The organism is Gordonia sp. (in: high G+C Gram-positive bacteria), assembly GCF_047600385.1.
In the GTDB taxonomy this organism is placed as follows: domain Bacteria; phylum Actinomycetota; class Actinomycetes; order Mycobacteriales; family Mycobacteriaceae; genus Gordonia.
In genome coordinates, this window is sequence record NZ_JASGKZ010000001.1 from 1,870,749 (window position 1) to 1,890,198 (window position 19,450).

A 19,450-nucleotide genomic window follows, 5' to 3' on the forward strand; every position below is an offset into this window, starting at 1 on the left:
CTAGGGAACCGATTCGAGGACCGCGGTGACGGCGGCATCGCCGTCGGCCACGGTCCACGGCGACGCCCACGCGGCCTCGGCCAGCTCCAGATACCGGCGGTAGACGCGGGTCTGCAGGTCCGCGTCGCGTTCGTAGGCGTCCTTCGCCCGGGCGGCGTCGGCCGCCGCCCGACCCTCCGCGCGTTCCATCGCCACCTCCGGGGGCACCCCGAGCAGCAGTTGGTGGTCGGGCACCGGGAGCGCGAAGCGGCCGAACTCCAGGTCACGGACCCAGGCGACCACGTCGCCGTCGGCGCCCTGATCCAGCCGCGCCGCGCTGTAGGCGGCGTTGGAGGCGACATAGCGGTCGCAGAGAACCAGATCGTGGGAGTCCAGCGCGGTCAGGAGCGCCTCGCGGGAGTTCCGACGATCCAGCGCGAACAGCAGAGCCATCGCGTACGCGCTGTCGCGGACGTCGCCGTGCTCGCCGTGGAGCGCCTCGGCGGCCAGGTCGGCGTGGATCGAACGGCCGTAGTCGGGGAACGCCGTCGTCGTCACGGCGATGCCTCGCTCGGCGGCCTCGGCCCGGATCCGCCGCACGATGGTGTTCTTGCCCGCGCCGTCCAGGCCTTCGATCGCCACGAGGATTCCCATGCCTGAAGATCTTAGGGGGGCGTGTCCCGGCGATCCTTCGACGCGGCCCGCCCACGACGTTCCCGGACCGGCTCAGGGATCGTTCCGGGGGTGCGGCATCGAGGACTCGAGACGTCACGTCCGTGGACCGGCTCGGGGTCGTTCCGGGGCGGTGGACGGGGATCGGAAACGAGGTCGCCGAACCCGATTCGGCGCGTCGATCCGCGGATGCCGGGGCCGCAGGTGCCACGATGGTTCCCATGAAGCCCCGGATCCTGGTCGTTGACGATGACGCCTCGCTCGCCGAGATGCTCACGATCGCCCTGCAGAACGAGGGTTTCGAACCCTTCGTGGTGGGTGACGGCACGCAGGCGCTGCCCGCGGTGCGCGAGCTCCGCCCGGACCTGGTGCTGCTGGATCTGATGCTCCCGGGCATGAACGGCATCGACGTCTGCCGGGCCGTCCGCGGAGAGTCCGGCGTCCCGATCGTGATGTTGACCGCGAAGTCGGACACCGTCGACGTCGTCCTCGGACTGGAGTCCGGCGCCGACGACTACATGGTCAAGCCGTTCAAGCACAAGGAGCTCGTCGCCCGGATCCGGGCGCGGCTCCGCAGGCAGGGCGACGAGCCCGCCGAACTGCTCGCCATCGGCCCGGTGGAGATCGACGTCCCCGCGCACAAGGTGTCGCGCGACGGCGTCCCGATCTCGCTGACCCCGCTGGAGTTCGATCTGCTGGTGGCGCTGGCCCGCAAGCCGCGCCAGGTGTTCACCCGCGACGTGCTGCTGGAACAGGTCTGGGGTTACCGTCATCCGGCCGACACCCGGCTGGTGAACGTGCACGTCCAGCGTCTGCGGGCCAAGGTCGAGACGGACCCGGAGAACCCGGAGATCGTGCTCACCGTGCGCGGCGTCGGGTACAAGGCCGGACCCCCGTAGACCGTCGGATTCGCCGTAGGATTCGATGCCACAGTGATCAACCGCCGGAGAATCGACCGCTCTCTCGCGTCGTTGCGGCGCGCGGCGGAGGGGGGCGGCCACGCGTTCGGCGTCGTCTGGAGCCGCTCGCTGCAGTTGCGCGTGGTGGTCTCGACCCTGCTGCTCTCGTTCGTGGTGCTGCTGATCGTGGGTTTCCTGCTGATCAGCCAGATCACCGGTCGTCTCCTGGAGGACAAGCAGCAGCTCGCGCTCGGCCAGCTGGAGCGCTCGCGCGGACTCGTCGAACGCGTCCTGACCTCGGCCGGGGCCAACACGTCGACCAGCACGCGGCTGGCCCGCACGCGGTCCCTCCTGATCGATCAGGACACCGATGCCGGGCAGGCGTCGTCGAACGCCGGCTCGTACGACACGGTGCTGCTGCTGCCCGGTCGTGACCCGCACGAACCGATCGGCTCGGCCGGTCCGGTCTCCGAGGTCTCGTTCCCGCTGCGCGAGATGGTCGGCCGCGGGCAGGTCGCCTACCAGTACACGACGGTCCAGCGCGGCGGCGAGTCGGTGCCGTCGCTGGTGGTCGGGACGCCGGTGGAGTCGGCGATCCCCGAACTCGAGCTCTACATGATCTTCCCGATGGGCAGCGAGCAGAAGACGGTCTCGCTGGTCCGGTCGACGCTGGCGCTCGGCGGCGTGGTGCTGCTCTTCCTGCTGGCGGCGATCGCCTGGCTGGTCGTGAGGCAGGTGGTGGCGCCGCTGCGTTCGGCCTCCCGGATCGCGGTGCGCTTCGCCGACGGCCGGCTCACCGAACGGATGCCGGTGCACGGCGACGACGAGTTCGCCAGACTGGCGATCTCGTTCAACGACATGGCCGAGAGCCTGTCCAAGCAGATCACCCACCTGGAGGAGTTCGGCGGGCTGCAGCGCCAGTTCACCTCCGACGTCTCCCACGAACTCCGCACGCCGCTCACCACGGTGCGGATGGCCGCGGACATGCTCTACGAGAGCCGCGACGACTTCGATCCGCTGCAGCGGCGCAGCATCGAGCTCCTGGACAAGGAGCTCGACCGCTTCGAGACGCTGCTGACCGAACTGCTCGAGATCTCGCGGCACGACGCCGGGCAGGCCGAACTCGCCGCCGAGCGGATGGACATGGCGATCCCGATCGAGGCGGCGCTCGCCACCGTCGAACCGCTCGCCGCCGACGCGGGCGTCGAACTGATCGTGGACCTGCCGGTGGATCCGGTGATCGCCGAGATCGATTCGCGCCGCATCGAACGGGTGCTGCGCAATCTCCTGGCCAATGCGATCGATCACGGTGAGGGCCGTCCGGTCACGCTCACCATGCGGGCGGACGGCGATGCCGTCGCCGTGACCGTGCGCGATCAGGGCATCGGCCTCAAACCGGGTGAGGAGAAGCTGGTCTTCAACCGGTTCTGGCGGTCGGATCCGTCCCGCGTACGACGCTCCGGCGGCACCGGCCTGGGACTGGCGATCAGCATCGAGGACGCCCGCCTGCATCAGGGGCGGCTCGAAGCGTCCGGTGAGCCCGGGGTGGGGTCGTGCTTCCGACTGACCGTGCCGCTGGTGCGCGGCCACAAGCTGCTGGGCAGCCCGCTGCCGCTGAACCCGACGGGGGGAGTGTCGCGATGACCGCATCCATCAGGGCCGGTCGGTCGGCACCCGAGCGCAGACGGCGGAGTCCGGTCGACCCGGTCCACAGAACTCCGCCGTTCCGCCGACGCCGGCGCGGTGTGCTCGCGGTGCTCCTCGTCGCGTGCCTGGCGCTGACCGGGTGCGTGGCCATCCCGGACTCGTCGTCGCCGCAGCCGGTCGAGGAGTTCCGTCGGACGGTCGCGACCAACCTCGTGCCCACCCCGGGGCGCAGCGACGATCCCGAGACGCTCGTGCGCAACTTCATCAAGGCGATGGCCGACCCCGCCGACGGCCATCGTGCGGCGCGCAAGTTCCTCACCCGGGGCGGTTCGGACCGCTGGGACGACCAGGGCGAGAAGACGGTGCTCAACGAACTGCGCGTGGTGGTCGACGAACGCAACGAGAGCGCGGTCCGGTTGCGGGTGATCGGCGACCGGATCGGCGTCCTCAGCTCGATCGGCCGGCTGCTGCCCGCGACCGGCAAGATGATCCTGCCGCTGATCCTGACCAGGTCGGGTGACCGGTGGCGGATCGCGGGCGACGTCCCCCCGGGCACCATCACCGACGCGACGCAGTTCGACGCCACGTTCCGGGCCGCGCAGGTGTACTTCCCGGACCGGACCCAGACCCGGCTGGCCGGCGACCCGCGCTGGTTGTTCGGCGCCGCGGTCGACCCCACCGAGCTGGTGTCGCACCTGCTGGCCGGTCCGGCGCCGTCGTTGGCCGGTGCGGTGGAGACCGCGGCGGGCAAGGACCTGGAACTGCGCGGACCGGTGGTGCACGAGGACGACACCATCACCGTCAACCTCGGTGGTCTGGGCGAGGCCGACACCCGGGCCCGGACCGTCCTCGCGGCCCAGCTGATCTGGACGCTCGACGAGGCCGGGCTGCGCGGGACCTACATGATCAACGTCGACGGCGGAGCGCTGATCCCCGAACGCGCCGACGGCTGGCGGACCGCCGACGTCCAGGCCTTCGACCCGGAACCGGAGTCCGGCGAGGTCTCGCTGCACGTGGTCCGACACGCTCTGCTGCGGGTGGCCCCGTCCGGCACCACGCCGGTGGGCGGACCGCTCGGCACCGCCGACGATCTGGTGTCGGCGGCGATCTCGGCCGATCAGGCCCGGGTGGCGGCGGTCGCCGAGCGCGGTGGCAGGCGGGTGCTGCTGCAGGGCCTCTACGGCGGTGAGGTGAGCGAGGTGATCGGCGGCGCGGAGATCCACACGCCGAGCTTCGGAGCGCGGACCGACGTCGGATACGCGCTGGTCGACGGCCGGCCGATCCAGTGGACGGTGGATCCGGGAAGGGCAGGCGAGTCGCGGCCGCGGGTCGTCTCGCTCGACATCAGCCGGGTGGCCGCGGTGGAGCCCGGCCGGATCACCGCGTTCAAGGTGTCCCCGGACGGAGTCCGCGCCGCCCTGATCGTGGGCGGCAGCGTGCTCTTCGCGGCGCTCTCCACCAACGACCGCGGGGTGCCCGCCCTGACCGGCGTGTACGTCGCCGCGCCGGACGTGGGGGCCCCGGCGGTCTCGATCGCGTGGGGCGGGGTCGCGACCGTCTACCTGGCCAGGAACGACGACGACGCCCCGATCATGCGGGTCCCGGTGTCCGGGCTGCCCGCGACCGCGCTGGTCTCGGGCAACCTCAAGCCGCCGGTGCGGGCGCTCGCGGCGACCCGCAGCAAGGTGTACGTCGGTGACAGCCGGACCGTGATGGAGCTCGGCACCGCATCGGGTTCGCCGGATCAGTACTGGACGGAGGTCGGCCGGGTCGCCTGGGGGTCGGTGCCGGTGGCTCAGGCGGGCTGAACCGCCGTCGGCGGATCCCGGGAATCGCCGGACGGTCGGCGTCTGCGGGGAGCAGAATGCAGAGATGGTCGGGGGACTGCGCGCGGTGCTGGACGCCGCGATCGAACTGGCGTTGCCGCTCGAGTGCGGCGGGTGCGGACTGCCGGGGGCGCCGTGGTGCGAGCGCTGTGCGGTCGCCGTGCACGACGACCCCGCTCCGGTGTCGCCGCGGGTGGAGCTTCCGGTGCCCGCCTGGGCGATGGGCCGCTATCGAGGGCCGCTGCGCAGCGCCGTCGTGGAGTTGAAGGAGCACCGTCGCACCGATCTGGTCCCGGTCCTCGGCCGGGTGCTGGCGCACGGTCTGGTCCGGCTCTCCCAGTGGGAGCAGATCCCGCCGGTCCGGCACCTGGTGCTGATCCCCGCACCCACGCGGGCGATCTCGGCACGACGACGCGGCGGCGACCCGGTCACGGCGGTCGCCCGCGCCGCGGCCGCGAGGCTGGGCGCCGGGGTGAGCGTGCTGCCGGTCCTGCGCACCGCGCCCTGGACGCGTGACTCCGCGGGCCTGTCCGCGGGGGCGCGGATGGCCAATCTGAGCGGGGCCGTCGACGTCGTGCACGGTCTTCCGCCGAGTCTGTGCGCGGCGCCTCCGGGGGCGGTCGCGGCGGTGCTCGTCGACGACGTCCTCACCACCGGAGCCACCGCCGCGACGTCGTTGCACACCCTGCTCCGGCACGGTGTCCCGATGGCCGGTGTCGCGGTGGTCGCCGCCGCCTGACGTGGCGCCCGCGGGACTCGCCCGGACGGCACGGACCAAGGTCCCCGAGGACCCGCCCGTCTCCCGGAAATGTAGAGAAGCGGGGACGAAACCGATAACGTCGGAGACAGCAGCGATGAACGTCTGGTGCAGGAGGTGGGGCTCTCTGGGAGGTGCCGAGGTTCGTCGGCCCCGATCAGGATCCGCTCTTCCGGACCCGCCGGACTCGCTGAGGTTAGAGTCGCACAAATGCCTTGTGTGACAAGCGATTCTACTTCGTCGAGCGGGTGATGAGAGCTCGTCGACGGAGCGATCGGAGGAGGATGTCGATGTCGGTCATTCATCGCAAAGGACAGCGCGAGCCCAAGGGTCCCGCCCCCACCGAAGCCGAGATCAGCGAGGCCTTCGAGCGGCCCGCGCACGTGCAGGAGATCTCCGAGCCGGCACAGCCCGATGCCGAGGTGGTCTTCAACGGCCGCAACGTGGTGATCCCGGAGCACTTCCGGGTGTACGTCGGCGACAAGCTCGCGCGTCTGGAGCGGTTCGACCCGTCCATCGTCCGCTTCGAGGTGGTGCTCTCGCACGAGCCGAACCGTCGTCAGCAGAAGCAGGCGCAGGTGGTGGAGGTCACCGCGCGGTGCGACGGCCCGGTCGTCCGCGCTCAGGCCAGCGGTGAGAACTTCTACGCCGCCACCGAGTCGGTGGCCGACAAGCTGCAGAAGCAGCTGCGTCGTGCCAACGCCCGCAAGCGGGTCCGGAAGAACGGTCCGGGACGCCCGGTCTCGCTCGCCGAGGCCACCGCTCCCGCCGCGCTGGTCGACGATCCGTCGCCGGAGACCCTCGCCGAGGCCGAAGCCAAGTGGGACGACGGCGTCGACTTCTACGAGCCCGGTCAGATCGTCCGGGTGAAGGATCACGACGCGCAGCCGATGACCGTCGACGAGGCGCTCTACGAGATGGAACTGGTCGGCCACGACTTCTTCCTGTTCCAGGACAAGGAGACCGAGAAGCCGTCGGTGGTCTACCGCAGGCACGCGTTCGACTACGGCCTGATCCGCCTCGCCTGAACCCGTCGAGTGGCGGGCTCGTCCGGGCCCCGCGGCAGGGCTTCGGCCGCGGCGCCGAGGCTGGCTTGACAGCCGGTTCGCCGCCAACGAGTACGATGGAATCCGGTCTGCACGCTGGTGCAGGCCGGATTCTTTCTGCTCACGACCGATGGGGACTGTAAGACCGTGCTGAACAAGCTGCTGCGCCTGGGCGAAGGCCGGATGGTCAAGAGGCTCGACGCCATCGCCGACCAGGTCGAGGCGCTCGAGGGCGAGATCGAGGCTCTGAGCGACTCCGAACTCAAGGCGAAGACCCAGGAGTTCAAGGAACGGCTCGACGACGGGGAGACGGTCGACCACCTGCTGGTCGAGGCCTTCGCCGTGGCCCGCGAGGCGGCGTGGCGCGTGCTCGACCAGAAGCACTTCCACGTCCAGATCATGGGCGGCGCGGCGCTGCACTTCGGCAACATCGCCGAGATGAAGACCGGTGAGGGCAAGACCCTGACCTGTGTGCTCCCGGCCTACCTGAACGCGCTCACCGGCGACGGCGTGCACGTGGTGACGGTGAACGACTACCTCGCCAAGCGCGACGCCGAGCAGATGGGCCGCGTCCACCGCTTCCTCGGTCTGCAGACCGCCGTGATCCTGACCGGCATGAACCCCGATCAGCGTCGTGCCGCCTACGCCGCCGACATCACCTACGGCACCAACAACGAGTTCGGCTTCGACTACCTCCGCGACAACATGGCGCACAGCACCGAGGAGCTGGTGCAGCGCGGCCACAGCTTCGCCGTGGTCGACGAGGTGGACTCCATCCTCGTGGACGAGGCCCGCACCCCGCTGATCATCTCGGGGCCGGCCGACTCGTCGAGCAAGTGGTACACCGAGTTCGCGCGGATCGCGCCGCTGCTGGAGAAGGACACCCACTACGAGGTGGACATCAAGAAGAAGACGATCGGCGTGCACGAGGTCGGCGTCGCCTTCGTCGAGGACCGCCTGGGCATCGACAACCTGTACGAGCCCGCCAACTCGCAGCTGGTCAGCTACCTGAACAACGCGATCAAGGTGAAGGAGCTCTTCCACCGCGACAAGGACTACATCGTCCGCGACGGCGAGGTCCTGATCGTCGACGAGTTCACCGGTCGCGTGCTCGACGGCCGCCGCTTCAACGAGGGTCTGCACCAGGCCATCGAGGCGAAGGAGGGCGTGGAGATCAAGGCGGAGAACCAGACGCTCGCCAACATCACGCTGCAGAACTACTTCCGCCTGTACAAGAAGCTCTCCGGCATGACCGGTACGGCCGAGACCGAGGCCGCCGAGTTCCAGCAGATCTACAAGCTGGGCGTGGTGCCGATCCCGACCAACAAGCCGATGATCCGCAAGGACCAGTCGGATCTGATCTACAAGACCGAAGAGGCCAAGTTCGCGGCCGTCGTCGACGACCTCGCCGAGCGGCACGAGAAGGGCCAGCCGGCGCTGATCGGCACCACCAGCGTCGAACGCTCCGAGTACCTCTCGCGGCTGCTGTCCCAGCGCGGCATCAAGCACTCGGTGCTGAACGCGAAGTATCACGAGCAGGAAGCGCAGATCATCGCCGAGGCCGGGCGCCTGGGCGCGATCACGGTGGCCACCAACATGGCGGGCCGCGGCACCGACGTGGTGCTCGGCGGCAACGCCGAGGTGATCGCCGACACCCGGCTGCGCAAGGCCGGACTGGACCCGGTCACCACGCCCGAGGAGTACGAGGCGGCGTGGGACGAGGCCATCAAGGTGGCGCGCGAGCAGGCCGCCGCCGAGGCCGACGAGGTGCGCGAGGCCGGCGGCCTGTACGTGCTGGGCACCGAGCGGCACGAGTCGCGTCGTATCGACAACCAGCTGCGCGGTCGTTCCGGCCGCCAGGGTGATCCGGGCGAGTCGCGCTTCTACCTGTCGCTGGGCGACGAGCTGATGCGGCGCTTCAACGCGGCGGCCCTGGACGCGATCATGACGCGTTTCAACCTGCCCGAGGACGTGCCGATCGAGGCCAAGATGGTCACCCGCGCCATCCGCAGTGCGCAGACGCAGGTCGAGGAGCAGAACTTCGAGATCCGCAAGAACGTCCTCAAGTACGACGAGGTGATGAACGAGCAGCGCAAGGTGATCTACGCCGAGCGCCGCGAGATCCTCGAGGGCGAGGACCACCGCGAGCAGATCCTGCAGATGGTCGTCGACGTGGTGGGCGCGTACGTCGACGGTGCGACGGTCGAGGGTTACGCCGAGGACTGGGACATCGACGAGCTGTGGGACGCGCTGCGCAACCTGTTCCCGATCTCCCTCGACCCGAAGGCCGTGTTCGGCGAGAACGAGTTCGGCGAGCGCGAGGACCTCTCGCGGGACGAACTGCGCGAACTGGTCGTGGCCGACGCGCTCGCCGCCTACGAGCGCCGGGAGACCGATCTCGCGGCCATCGGCGGCGACGACGCCATGCGCCAGCTGGAGCGTTCGGTGCTGCTGTCGGTGCTCGACCGCAAGTGGCGCGATCACCTCTACGAGATGGACTACCTGCGCGAGGGCATCCACCTGCGTTCGATGGCGCAGCGCGATCCGGTCGTGGAGTACCAGCGCGAGGGCTACGACATGTTCATGGGCATGCTCGACGGCATGAAGGAGGAGACCGTCAGCCTGCTGTTCAACGCGCAGGTGCAGGCCGCGCCCGCCGCCCCGGCGTTGGGGACGTCGGTGTCGGACATGCTCGCCGGCAGCGGTCTGGGCGCCGATCCCGAGGACGCCGACGCGCCGCTGACCTACAGCGGTCCGGCCGAGGACGGATCCACCGAGGTGCTTTCCCAGGTCGAGGAGCTGGCGTCCGGCACCCCGGCGGAGGTGCTCGGCGAGAGCCCGCAGCCCGAGCCGGTGGTCGGCTCGCGCAAGGCGCGCCGTGCCGCCGAACGCCGTAACCGCAGGCGCGGCAGGTAACGGAACGGAGCTTTTTCCCCGCGATCCGGCGTGTCATGGAACCGAAACGGTTCCTGACGCGTCGGATTGTTCATGAGGGGGATACTGCTCGAACAACAGACGACCGCACCGGCACCCGCTGAGCGGCCGCCGGACCTGCCGCCGGATCTGCAGATCGCGACGGCGGCCCGCGGATTCGCGGTCGCGGCGCTGGCCCGGATGCTGGAGGTGCTCGACGGTCGACGGCCGCGGGCGCAGCTGGCCGGGATCGTCGCCGGTCCGGTGCTGGATCAGGTCGCGACCCTGCTGCAGCACGGTTATGCGGCCGAGGCGCAGGAGTGCGCACGACTGCACCGGGTGCACGTGCAACTCCGCTCTGTCCAGTCCGCCGAGTACTTCGGCAGTCTGGAGCGGGCCGGTCGGGTGCGGGCGTTCGCCGGGCGGATGCAGCGTCGCCCGGCCCGACCGTCGGTGCAGCGGGGGTGCGCCGAACGCTGGGTGGTCACCGAGTTCGCCGTCCTCTGAGGCGGCTCTCCGTGCTGCCCGCGAGCGCGGCGAGCCCTTCTCGCCGGTCGAGCGGAGTGGGGACCCGGTGACCGTTCGCGGTGCGGTCCTGCGCCTCGGTCCGCGGCCGGTGCCCCGGTCCGGCTCGAGGATCGGAGGGGAGTGCGCCGCCGGGCGGTGTCGGATCTATCATCGAACTCACCATGGTGAGTCGACTGTCGCCGGACGAAGCGATGTACTACTACCTGGATGGGTCGGGAACGACGGCGCATTCGGGGACGTTGCTGATCCTCGATCCCGCGCAGACCCCGGCCGACGGCGAGCCGCTGGACCATCCGCGCCTGGTCTCGCTGGTGGAGAACCGCCTGCAGCGGGTGCCGCGCTACCGGCAGGTGGTCACCGAGGTGTCGCTCGGGCTCGCCCGACCCCTGTGGGTCGACGACCCGGACTTCGACATCACCTACCACATCCGGCTCTCCGCGCTGCCGCAGCCGGGCGCCGACGAACAGTTGCAGGACCTGGTCGGACGGGTGATCTCACGGCCGTTCGACCACGACCGTCCGCTGTGGGAGATGTACCTGATCGAGGGGCTGTCCGGCGGCCGGCTGGCGATCCTCACCAAGACGCATCGCTGTCTGCTGGGGTCCGGCGACCGGCTGGAGATCAGCGAGGTGATCACCGAGGAGACGCCGGAGACGCCGCGCCTGCCCGCCGACCTGTGGATGCCGGGGGCCAGACCCGGTCGCCGCAGCGTGACGATCGGTGCGCTCACCGAGGCGATGGCGAAACCGGGCGAAGTGGTCGACTCGCTCCTCTCCGGCGGCGGTCCGATCGCCGACCTGCTTACGCTGGCCGACCGCTCGGCGCGGTTCGTCGGCAACACCGTGCAGCAGTTGGTGAACAGCGCCCCGGACAGTCCGCTGAACGCCGGTGCCACCGCGGCGCGGCTGTTCACCTTCGCGTCGGTCTCCCGCGAGGAGTGCCTCGCCACGGCGAAGCGTTTCGAGTGCACCTTCAACGACGTGGTGCTCGGGATCGTCACCGGCGTGATGCGGCGCTGGACGCTGTCGGTCAAGGATTCCCTCGCACACGGCGAGACGGTGCGCGCGGTGCTTCCGCTGGCCGTCCGCGAGCGGGTCGCCGAGAGCCCCCGTCCCGGGGGCGGCTGGATCTGCGAGGGCCGCACCGAGTTCATCACCGACCTCCCGATCGGCGAGGACGCGCCCGCGGTGCGTCTGCTGCAGGTGGCCGGACTGGCCGACCGCTATTCGCAGGCGCAGCGCCGGATGGCGCCCGGACTGCGCGCGAGCCTGCCGGAGCTGAGCGTGGTGCCGTTCGTCGATCTCTCGGCGCGGGTGATCGACGGGCTCTTCCAGCGTTCCTACAACGTGCCGATCCGGATGAGCGATCAGCAGATCACGCCGCGCTTCGTCGGCGGAGTCCCGGTGATCGGGATCTACACGGTGCCTCCGCTCAGCGGGCAGCGGGCCCTGTCGATCAGCGTCATCGAGTATCGGGACCGGGTGGAGTTCGCGTTTCTGGCGGACCGCAACGTGGTCGGCGATCTGCCGGCGATGGCCGGATACGTCCTCGACTCCATCGAGGAACTCCGCACCGGAGGCTTTCCCCAGCGTCCACCGGCGCCGGGGCCGACGACCGAGGCCGGAGGGCCGGATTCATGAGGGTGTACCTGCCCGCGACACTCGCCGGAGTGCAGCAGCTGCTCGACGACGGAGCCTGGATGCCGCTGGGCGGCACCGGATTCGCTCTGACGCCCGCCCTGCGCGAGGCGTACACGGCGGGCGACGACGAGGAGCTCGCCGAGGTGGCCCAGCGCGAGGCCGCGCGGGCGAGTCTGCGGCTGCTCGCCGCCGACGAGAGCGGTCTTCCGGTGCGGCGGGTGGTGGTCGTCGTCGAACGCGCCGATGCCGTGCCGCGGCCGGATCTGGACGATGCCGTGGTGAAGATCTCCGGTCCGGTGGCGCTGGACCAGGTGGTGGCCGTGCACGTCGACGGCGCCGACGCCGAGTCCGCGGTGCGGGCCGCCGCGGCCGTGATCGACGACGCCGATCTCGGTGACGAGGACGCCGAACTCGTCCTGGGCGATGCCGAGGATCACGATCTCGGCTGGTATGCGACGCAGGAGCTGCCTTTTCTGCTGGATCTGCTGTGAGCCTCGGGGTGCGGTTCCCGCGCCGACCGTCCAGGAGTTGCGACATCACATTACGGTTCCGTAAGTTACGGTTCCGTAAGTAGTATCGATGATGGAGGCGGAATGAGCTCGTGGCGGGAACGGTTCGAGGCGCCGGCGCATGCGGCGTCGTCGAACAGCAAGCGAGCCGCCTGGCTGCGCGCGGCGGCGGCCCGGGTGACCACGCCGCTGCTGCCGGACGACTACCTGCACCTGGTGAACCCGCTGTGGTCGGCGCGGGAGCTGCGCGGCCGGATCGTCGCGGTGACACCGGAGACCGAGGACTCGGCGACCATCGTGATCAAGCCCGGCTGGGGCTTCTCGTTCGACTACCACGCCGGGCAGTACGTCGGCATCGGCGTTCCGGTCGACGGGCGCTGGACCTGGCGCAGCTACTCGCTGACCAGTGATCCGGACACCTCGCGCGGCGACAAGACCGTGGCGATCACGGTGAAGGCGCTCCCGGAGGGCTTCCTCTCGTCGCACCTGGTGAACGGTCTGGCGCCGGGCACGGTGGTGCGGCTGGCGGCGCCGGCCGGTGAGTTCGTGCTGCCCGAGCCGCTCCCGGAGAAGCTGCTGCTGGTGACGGCGGGCAGCGGGATCACCCCGATCATGTCGATGCTGCGGACGATGCGGCGGCGGAACCGGCGCGGCGACGTCGTGCTGGTGCACTCGGCGCCGTCGGAGGAGGACGTGCTCTTCCGACGGGAGCTGCAGGAGCTCGCCGACGACGGCGTGGTGACGTTGAAGCTGTGGCTGACCCGTGACGGCGGTCGCCTCTCGCCGGACGCCCTGGAACGACTGTGTCCGGACTGGGCGCGGCGGCAGGCGTGGGCCTGCGGTCCCGGCGGGTTCCTGGACATGTTGACCGAGGCCTACGAGGCGGCCGGCCGGGGCGACGCGCTGCACATCGAGCGTTTCGCCCTGGAGCGCGGCGCGCACGGAGCCCAGGGCGGCACGGTCACGTTCGGGACGCGGGACAGGTCCATCGAGGTCGACGGCGCCACCACCCTGCTCGAAGCGGGGGAGAAGGCCGGGGTGCAGATGACCTACGGCTGCCGCATGGGCATCTGCCAGACCTGCGTGGTGATGCTCGACAAGGGCTGCGTGCGGGATCTGCGCACCGGCGTCGAGCACGTCGAGGGCGAGCGCATCCAGACGTGCGTCAGCGCCGCCGCCGGCGACTGCACGCTCGACGTGTAGCTCCCCGGACCCGCCGAAGAATCCGTTTCCGGATCGAGGGTGGACAACCTACGCTTCCGTAACCTACGCTGTCGTAAGTTACGGAAACGTAAGTGAGGAGAGATCGTGGCGATCAAGGACATCCCCGAGTACGCGCATCTGACCGACCAGGACGTCGAGGAGATCGCAGCGAAGCTCGATCAGATCCGCGCCGACATCGAGGCCGACCGCGGCGAACGCGATGCCCGCTACCTGCGCAACACCGTCCGCTTCCAGCGCGGCATGGAGCTGACCGGCCGCGCACTGATCTTCGGCTCGCAGCGCCGGTCGCTGTGGTGGGCCGGTGCCGGTGCGCTCGGCATCGCGAAGATCGTCGAGAACATGGAGCTCGGGCACAACGTGATGCACGGGCAGTGGGACTGGATGAACGACCCCGAGGTGCACTCCACCTCCTGGGAGTGGGACAACGCCGGCCCCAGCGCGCACTGGAAGCACACGCACAACTTCATCCACCACAAGTACACCAACGTCCTCGGCATGGACGACGACGTGGGCTACGGCGTCCTGCGCGTGACCCGTGACCAGCGCTGGCGGCCCTTCTACCTGGGCAACCTGGTCTGGAACACGATCCTGATGCTCGGCTTCGAATACGGTGTGGCCGCACAGCATCTGGAACTGGGCAAGAAGCGCAAGACCGAAGAGGCTCGGCTGCAGTTCAAGAAGGACCTGCGCGACGTCGGCACCAAGATCGGCAAGCAGGCCGCCAAGGACTACCTCGTGTACCCGGCGCTGGTCGGCGCGACCACGCGCTCGCGGAAGGGCTGGCGCAAGGCCTTCACCGCGAACCTGACGGGCAACGTGATCCGGAACATCTGGACCAACGCGGTGATCTTCTGCGGTCACTTCCCCGACGGCGCGGAGAAGTTCACCAGGCGCGACATGGACGAGGAGACGCAGGGCCAGTGGTACCTGCGCCAGATGCTCGGCAGCGCCAACTTCCGTTCCGGGCCGGTGCTGGCCTTCCTGAGCGGCAACCTGAGCTACCAGATCGAGCATCACATCTTCCCGGATCTGCCGAGCAACCGGCTGGCCGAGATCTCGGTCCGCGTGCAGGCGATCTGCGACGAGTACGACCTGCCGTACACCACCGGCTCGTTCCCGGTGCAGTACGCGAAGTCGTGGCGCACCATCGCCAAGCTGTCGCTGCCGAACGAGTACCTCAAGGCCACCGCCGACGATGCGCCGGAGACCGCGTCGGAACTGCGCTTCAAGGCCGATCCCGATGAGCACCTGCGTCCGTCGATCGATCCGCGCACCGGCCGTCGCCGTGGACTGAAGTCCGCGATGATCCGGTTGCGGGAACGTCGACGCGGCATCGCGCACCTCCCGGTGCCGCAGGGGGACCGTCCGGCGGCCTGATCCGAACGCGAGACGAACGCACTCGGCCGTCTCGCCTGAGGCGGCTGGGTGCGGCATAATAGGGCGTAATGGCGATCTCTGACATCAACGAGTACGCGCATCTCACGGATGCGGACGTCGAGGCGCTCGGCGTCGAACTGGATGCGCTGCGCCGCCGGATCGAATCCGATCTCGGTGAGCGGGACGTCCGCTACCTGCGGCGCACCATCCTGGCCCAGCGCGGGCTGGAGGTGGCCGGCCGGCTGGCGCTGTTCGGCAGTCACCGTCGTTCGTTGTGGCTGGCGGGTGTGGCCGCGCTCTCGCTGGCGAAGATCGTCGAGAACATGGAGCTCGGGCACAACGTGATGCACGGGCAGTGGGACTGGATGAACGACCCCGAGGTGCACTCCACCTCGTGGGAGTGGGACATGGTGTGCGCGTCTCCGCACTGGAAGCACTCGCACAACTACATCCACCACAAGTACACCAACGTGATCGGCATGGATCACGACGTGGGTTACAAGCTGCTGCGGGTGACCCGCGACGAGCCGTGGAAACTCAAGTTCCTGTATCAGCCGGTCTCCAACCTCGTGCTGGCCGCCGGATTCGAGTGGGGCATCGGCCTGCACGACCTGAACCTGACCGGCGTCCTCAAGGGTGAACAGACCTGGGAAGAGGCCAAACCGGGTGCGAAGCTGTTCGCGAAGAAGATCGCCAAGCAGACCGGTAAGGACTATCTCCTGTTCCCGGCGCTGACCGGACCGAACTTCAAGCACACGCTCACCGCGAACCTGACCGCCAACCTGGTCCGGAACCTGTGGTCGTACGTGGTGATCTTCTGCGGGCACTTCCCCGACGGCGCCGAGAAGTTCACCGTCGAGTCCCTCGAGGACGAGACCCAGGGACAGTGGTATCTGCGGCAGATGCTGGGCACCGCGAACTTCGATGCGGGTCCCGTGCTGGCGTTCCTGAGCGGCAACCTGTGCTACCAGATCGAGCACCACGTCTTCCCGGACCTGCCCAGCAACCGCCTGGCGGAGGTCTCGGTGAGCGTGCGGGAACTGTGCGAGAAGTACGACCTGCCGTACAACACCGACACCATCACCATGCAGTACCTCCGGACGCTGCGGACCATCAACAAGCTGGCCCTCCCGGACCGCTTCTTGACCGACAGCAGCGACGACGCGCCGGAGACGGCGTCGGAACGACGGTTCGACGCGCTCTCGCCGCGCGCCCCGGGCCTCAAGAGCGCGATCGCACGGCTGAAGGAGCGCCGGATGATCGCCAAGGCCACGCGCCGACGACGCTGAGTTCCGCGGATCCGCGCCGCCCGACACCGTCGCTCCGACACAGGTGCACGCTCTCCGCGCACGTCCGCGGAGTCTGTGCTCCGCGGTGTCGGCGGGATCGGTAGATTCTATGGAAGTGAACGGTCCACGGGGCGCAGGTCCCGAACTCATCAAGGAGAACTCCATGCGTGCCACTCGTCGACGACTGCTGATGATCCCGATCGCCGCGGCCGCCGCACTGGTCCTCGGGGCGTGCGGCGGTGGGGACGGCGGCGGCGATGCCGGCGAGAGCGATCCGTCGGCGGAGACGGCGGCCTCGGCGAGCGGTGATCCGGAGGCCCGGTTCATCACGGCGCTGGAGACGGCCCGCATCGACACCGGTGACCGGGATGCGCTGGTCGCTCAAGGCAAGAAGGCCTGCGAGGGCCTCAAGAGCGGCAAGAGCATGTCGGATCTGCTCAACGAGGCGAGCAAGAAGCAGGGCCAGGAGCAGATGAAGGCGCTCGCCGTGACCGGTGCCGCGGTCGGCGCGTTCTGCCCGGACCAGCAGAGCAAGCTGGTGCCGAGCGGAGTTCCGACTGCGCCCGCCGACCCGACCGAATAGTCCGACAGAACCGGACGGTCCGCCGGACGTCGTCGGCGCGAACCCCTCAGACGGGGTCGGGGGAGGCGTCGGCCACCGGTTCCTCCGGTCCGGTCTCCCGGACCGCGGCCAACAGCTCCCGCACGGCCATGGCGCGACGGTGCGAGCCGTCGGTCAGCTCGTCGAGCGCGCACTCCGGATCGGCGGGCGGACCCAGGTGGGTGCACCCGCGCGGGCAGCGGCCGATCGCCTCGCGCAGATCGTCGAAGGCGTCGACGATCTCGTCCGGCGTCACGTGCGCCAGCCCGAACGAACGGATGCCGGGGGTGTCGACCACCCAGGTGCGGTCGGTGTCCCGGTCGCGGGCGAACGGCACCGGGAGCGCCACCGACTGGGTGGAGGTGTGCCGTCCCTTGCCGACGCCGGAGACTCGGCCCACGGCCCGGTCGGCATCCGGGACGAGCCGGTTGACCAGCGTCGACTTGCCGACGCCGGAGTGGCCGATGAGCGCGGTGAGCCGCCCGGCGAGCGTCTCTTCGAGGGTGTCGAGATCGTCGTCGCGGCCGGCGACGATCACCGGGAGCTCCAGTTCGGCGAAGTGCGCGGCGAACTCGTCGGGGGCGGCCAGATCCGACTTCGTCAGACACAGCACCGGTGTCAGGCCTCCGGCGTACGCGGCGGCCAGGGCGCGTTCGACGAAGCCGGTGCGCGGCGGGGGATCGGCCAGCGCGGTGACGATCAGCAGCTGATCGGCGTTGGCGACGACGATCCGCTCGTACGGGTCGGTGTCGTCGGCGGTGCGGCGCAGGACCGTCGTCCGGTCTTCGACCCGGACGATCCGGGCGAGCGTGTCGGGCCGCCCGGAGAGGTCGCCGACCACGCCGACCCGATCACCGACGACGACGGGCGTGCGGCCCAGTTCGCGGGCGCGCATGGCGACCACGCGCCGGTCGGGGTCGCCGTCGATCACGCAGCCCCAGCGGCCGCGATCGACCGAGACCACCATGGCCGTCGCGGCATCGGAGTGCGCGGGCCGTTTCTTGGTGCGCGGCCGCGTGCCCTTTCCCGGACGGATCCGGACGTCGGACTCGTCGTAAGAACGGGCGTTGCGGCTCACCGGTCGGCGTTCCGATCGAGCATGGCCGTCCAGCGCTGCGGGAAGTCGGGCATCGTCTTGGCGGTGGTCTCGACGTTCTCGATCACCACCCCGGGGACGGCGAGCGCGACGGCGCAGCCGGCCGTCGCCATCCGGTGATCGGCGTAGGTGTGCCACAGGCCCGGATGCCAGCGCTCGGCGGCCGTCCCGGTGATGATGAGCCCGTCCTGCGTCTCGGTGCATTCGCCGCCGAGGAGGTTGATCTCGGTGGACAGGGCCGCGAGGCGGTCGGTCTCGTGTCCGCGCAGGTGAGCGATGCCGCGCAGGACCGAGGTGCCCTCGGCGAGGGCGCAGAGCGCGGCGACGGTCGGGGTCAGCTCGCCGACGGCACGCAGGTCCAGGTCGACGGCGCGGAGCCGTTCGGGGCCGGTGACGGTGAGCAGGCCGTCGTCGTCGTGGACGGCCGTGCAGCCCATCTTGCGCAGGATCGGGACGATCTGGGCGCCCGGCTGGGTGGTGCGCGACGGCCAGCGGGGGACGCTCACCGAACCCCCGGTCACCGCGGCCGCGGCGAGGAACGCGGCGGCGTTGGACAGGTCCGGTTCGATCTCCCGGTCGACCGCGGCGATCGGTCCCGGCGACACCTCCCAGCGGGTCACCGTGTCGGTGAGGTCGGGGGAGACCTCGTCCGCGTCGTCGCCGTGGCCGGTGCGCACCTCGACCCCGGCGGTCGCCAGCATCTCCACCGTCATCTCGATGTGCGGCAGCGACGGCACCGGCGGACCCTGGTGGGTGATCTGCGCCCCCGAGTCGAACCGGGCCGCCGAGAGCAGCAGACCCGACACGAACTGCGACGACGCCGACGCATCGATGGTGACGGGGCCGCCGGTCACCGATCCGGTGCCGTGCACGACGAACGGCAGGCCGTCGCCGTCGATGTCGGCGCCGAGCCGACGCAGCCCGTCCAGGACGGTGCCGAGCGGGCGGCTGCGCGCCTGCTCGTCGCCGTCGAACTCGACGTCGCCGTCGGCCAGCGCGGCGACGCCGGGGAGGAAGCGCATCACGGTGCCGGCGAGTCCGCAGTCGATCCGGCCGCCGTGGAGCGGGCCCGGGACCAGGGTGACGTCCGTCGGGTCGTCCGGGTTCGGGGTCACGCCGACGCCGAGGGCGGCCAGCCCGTCGAGCATCAGGTCGGTGTCCCGGCTGCGGAGGGTGCCGGTGATCCGGGACGGGCCGTCGGCCAGCGCCGCGAGGATCAGGGCGCGGTTGGTGATGGACTTCGATCCGGGCAGTTCCACGGTGGCGTTCACGGGTGCATCAACGGTCGGGGCGGCCCAGTCAGTCATGCATCCATGTTCTCACGGACGAATCTCCTCCCGTACCCCTTGTTCGTCGGTCTCCTGCCGCTCCACGCTCCGCATGCGAGCCCTCCTCGCTGGCCGAGCCCTCCCCGCTGGCTGAGCCCTCCCCGTTGGCTGAGCCCTCC

16 protein-coding genes are annotated in these 19,450 nt (G+C 70.1%); 13 read left to right on the plus strand and 3 right to left on the minus strand.

Annotated elements, in window-relative coordinates; all coding sequences use genetic code 11:
* Window positions 1-633: a dTMP kinase gene (locus QM809_RS08275; RefSeq protein WP_415045309.1), complete on the minus strand. Its 633-nt coding sequence runs from the start codon at window positions 631-633 to the stop codon at window positions 1-3.
* A gap of 230 nt (window positions 634-863) precedes the next feature.
* On the opposite strand from QM809_RS08275, the gene mtrA reads away from it, so the two are divergent.
* From mtrA to QM809_RS08340, 13 genes are all read left to right on the plus strand, one after another.
* The gene (gene mtrA / locus QM809_RS08280; RefSeq protein ID WP_415045311.1) at window positions 864-1,550 is read left to right on the plus strand and encodes an MtrAB system response regulator MtrA; all 687 of its coding nucleotides are present in this window, start codon (window positions 864-866) and stop codon (window positions 1,548-1,550) included.
* A gap of 33 nt (window positions 1,551-1,583) precedes the next feature.
* The gene (mtrB, locus tag QM809_RS08285) at window positions 1,584-3,194 is read left to right on the plus strand and encodes an MtrAB system histidine kinase MtrB (RefSeq protein WP_415045312.1); all 1,611 of its coding nucleotides are present in this window, start codon (window positions 1,584-1,586) and stop codon (window positions 3,192-3,194) included.
* Window positions 3,191-5,005, plus strand: a complete 1,815-nt coding sequence (locus tag QM809_RS08290) for an LpqB family beta-propeller domain-containing protein (protein ID WP_415045313.1) — start codon at window positions 3,191-3,193, stop codon at window positions 5,003-5,005. Before mtrB ends, QM809_RS08290 begins: the two co-directional genes overlap by 4 nt.
* A 64-nt stretch (window positions 5,006-5,069) precedes the next feature.
* Entirely contained in the window at window positions 5,070-5,762 is a 693-nt protein-coding gene (locus QM809_RS08295; RefSeq protein WP_415045314.1) for a ComF family protein, read from the plus strand.
* 308 nt (window positions 5,763-6,070) lie between these two features.
* On the plus strand, window positions 6,071-6,808 hold the full coding sequence (hpf, locus tag QM809_RS08300; RefSeq protein WP_415045315.1) for a ribosome hibernation-promoting factor, HPF/YfiA family: 738 nt from the start codon (window positions 6,071-6,073) through the stop codon (window positions 6,806-6,808).
* A 165-nt stretch (window positions 6,809-6,973) separates the two neighbouring features.
* Window positions 6,974-9,742, plus strand: coding sequence for a preprotein translocase subunit SecA (gene secA, locus QM809_RS08305; protein WP_415045316.1), 2,769 nt, complete (start codon window positions 6,974-6,976; stop codon window positions 9,740-9,742).
* A gap of 72 nt (window positions 9,743-9,814) precedes the next feature.
* Window positions 9,815-10,246, plus strand: coding sequence for an Rv3235 family protein (locus QM809_RS08310; protein ID WP_415045317.1), 432 nt, complete (start codon window positions 9,815-9,817; stop codon window positions 10,244-10,246).
* A 182-nt stretch (window positions 10,247-10,428) separates the two neighbouring features.
* Window positions 10,429-11,907 (plus strand): wax ester/triacylglycerol synthase domain-containing protein, encoded by a 1,479-nt coding sequence (locus QM809_RS08315; protein ID WP_415045318.1) that lies wholly within the window; start codon window positions 10,429-10,431, stop codon window positions 11,905-11,907.
* On the plus strand, window positions 11,904-12,398 hold the full coding sequence (locus QM809_RS08320; protein WP_415045319.1) for a DUF6912 family protein: 495 nt from the start codon (window positions 11,904-11,906) through the stop codon (window positions 12,396-12,398). Before QM809_RS08315 ends, QM809_RS08320 begins: the two co-directional genes overlap by 4 nt.
* Window positions 12,399-12,500: 102 nt before the next feature.
* Window positions 12,501-13,619 carry a ferredoxin reductase gene (locus QM809_RS08325; protein ID WP_415045320.1) on the plus strand — a complete coding sequence of 373 codons (1,119 nt, stop codon included), beginning with the start codon at window positions 12,501-12,503 and terminating at the stop codon, window positions 13,617-13,619.
* A 105-nt stretch (window positions 13,620-13,724) separates the two neighbouring features.
* The gene (locus tag QM809_RS08330) at window positions 13,725-15,017 is read left to right on the plus strand and encodes a fatty acid desaturase family protein (RefSeq protein WP_415045321.1); all 1,293 of its coding nucleotides are present in this window, start codon (window positions 13,725-13,727) and stop codon (window positions 15,015-15,017) included.
* A 68-nt stretch (window positions 15,018-15,085) separates the two neighbouring features.
* Complete coding sequence (locus QM809_RS08335) at window positions 15,086-16,306, plus strand: fatty acid desaturase family protein (RefSeq protein WP_415045322.1); 1,221 nt, start codon at window positions 15,086-15,088, stop codon at window positions 16,304-16,306.
* Between the two features lie 163 nt (window positions 16,307-16,469).
* Window positions 16,470-16,889 carry a DUF732 domain-containing protein gene (locus QM809_RS08340; protein WP_415045323.1) on the plus strand — a complete coding sequence of 140 codons (420 nt, stop codon included), beginning with the start codon at window positions 16,470-16,472 and terminating at the stop codon, window positions 16,887-16,889.
* A gap of 46 nt (window positions 16,890-16,935) precedes the next feature.
* On the opposite strand, the gene rsgA is transcribed toward QM809_RS08340, so the two are convergent.
* Window positions 16,936-17,985, minus strand: a complete 1,050-nt coding sequence (gene rsgA / locus QM809_RS08345) for a ribosome small subunit-dependent GTPase A (RefSeq protein ID WP_415045324.1) — start codon at window positions 17,983-17,985, stop codon at window positions 16,936-16,938.
* Window positions 17,982-19,310 (minus strand): 3-phosphoshikimate 1-carboxyvinyltransferase, encoded by a 1,329-nt coding sequence (gene aroA, locus QM809_RS08350; RefSeq protein WP_415045325.1) that lies wholly within the window; start codon window positions 19,308-19,310, stop codon window positions 17,982-17,984. Before aroA ends, rsgA begins: the two co-directional genes overlap by 4 nt.
* Window positions 19,311-19,450 lie beyond the last annotated feature (140 nt).

Bases quoted from the DNA above. Each gene is read 5' to 3' on its own strand.
- QM809_RS08295 (WP_415045314.1), top strand. From the start codon at position 5,070: ATGGTCGGGGGACTGCGCGCGGTGCTGGACGCCGCGATCGAACTGGCG.
- QM809_RS08325 (WP_415045320.1), top strand. From the start codon at position 12,501: ATGAGCTCGTGGCGGGAACGGTTCGAGGCGCCGGCGCATGCGGCGTCG.
- QM809_RS08335 (WP_415045322.1), top strand. From the start codon at position 15,086: ATGGCGATCTCTGACATCAACGAGTACGCGCATCTCACGGATGCGGAC.
- QM809_RS08275 (WP_415045309.1), bottom strand. From the start codon at position 633: ATGGGAATCCTCGTGGCGATCGAAGGCCTGGACGGCGCGGGCAAGAAC.
- mtrA (WP_415045311.1), top strand. From the start codon at position 864: ATGGTTCCCATGAAGCCCCGGATCCTGGTCGTTGACGATGACGCCTCG.
- aroA (WP_415045325.1), bottom strand. From the start codon at position 19,310: ATGACTGACTGGGCCGCCCCGACCGTTGATGCACCCGTGAACGCCACC.
- hpf (WP_415045315.1), top strand. From the start codon at position 6,071: ATGTCGGTCATTCATCGCAAAGGACAGCGCGAGCCCAAGGGTCCCGCC.
- QM809_RS08340 (WP_415045323.1), top strand. From the start codon at position 16,470: ATGCGTGCCACTCGTCGACGACTGCTGATGATCCCGATCGCCGCGGCC.
- QM809_RS08290 (WP_415045313.1), top strand. From the start codon at position 3,191: ATGACCGCATCCATCAGGGCCGGTCGGTCGGCACCCGAGCGCAGACGG.
- QM809_RS08320 (WP_415045319.1), top strand. From the start codon at position 11,904: ATGAGGGTGTACCTGCCCGCGACACTCGCCGGAGTGCAGCAGCTGCTC.
- QM809_RS08310 (WP_415045317.1), top strand. From the start codon at position 9,815: ATGAGGGGGATACTGCTCGAACAACAGACGACCGCACCGGCACCCGCT.
- QM809_RS08315 (WP_415045318.1), top strand. From the start codon at position 10,429: ATGGTGAGTCGACTGTCGCCGGACGAAGCGATGTACTACTACCTGGAT.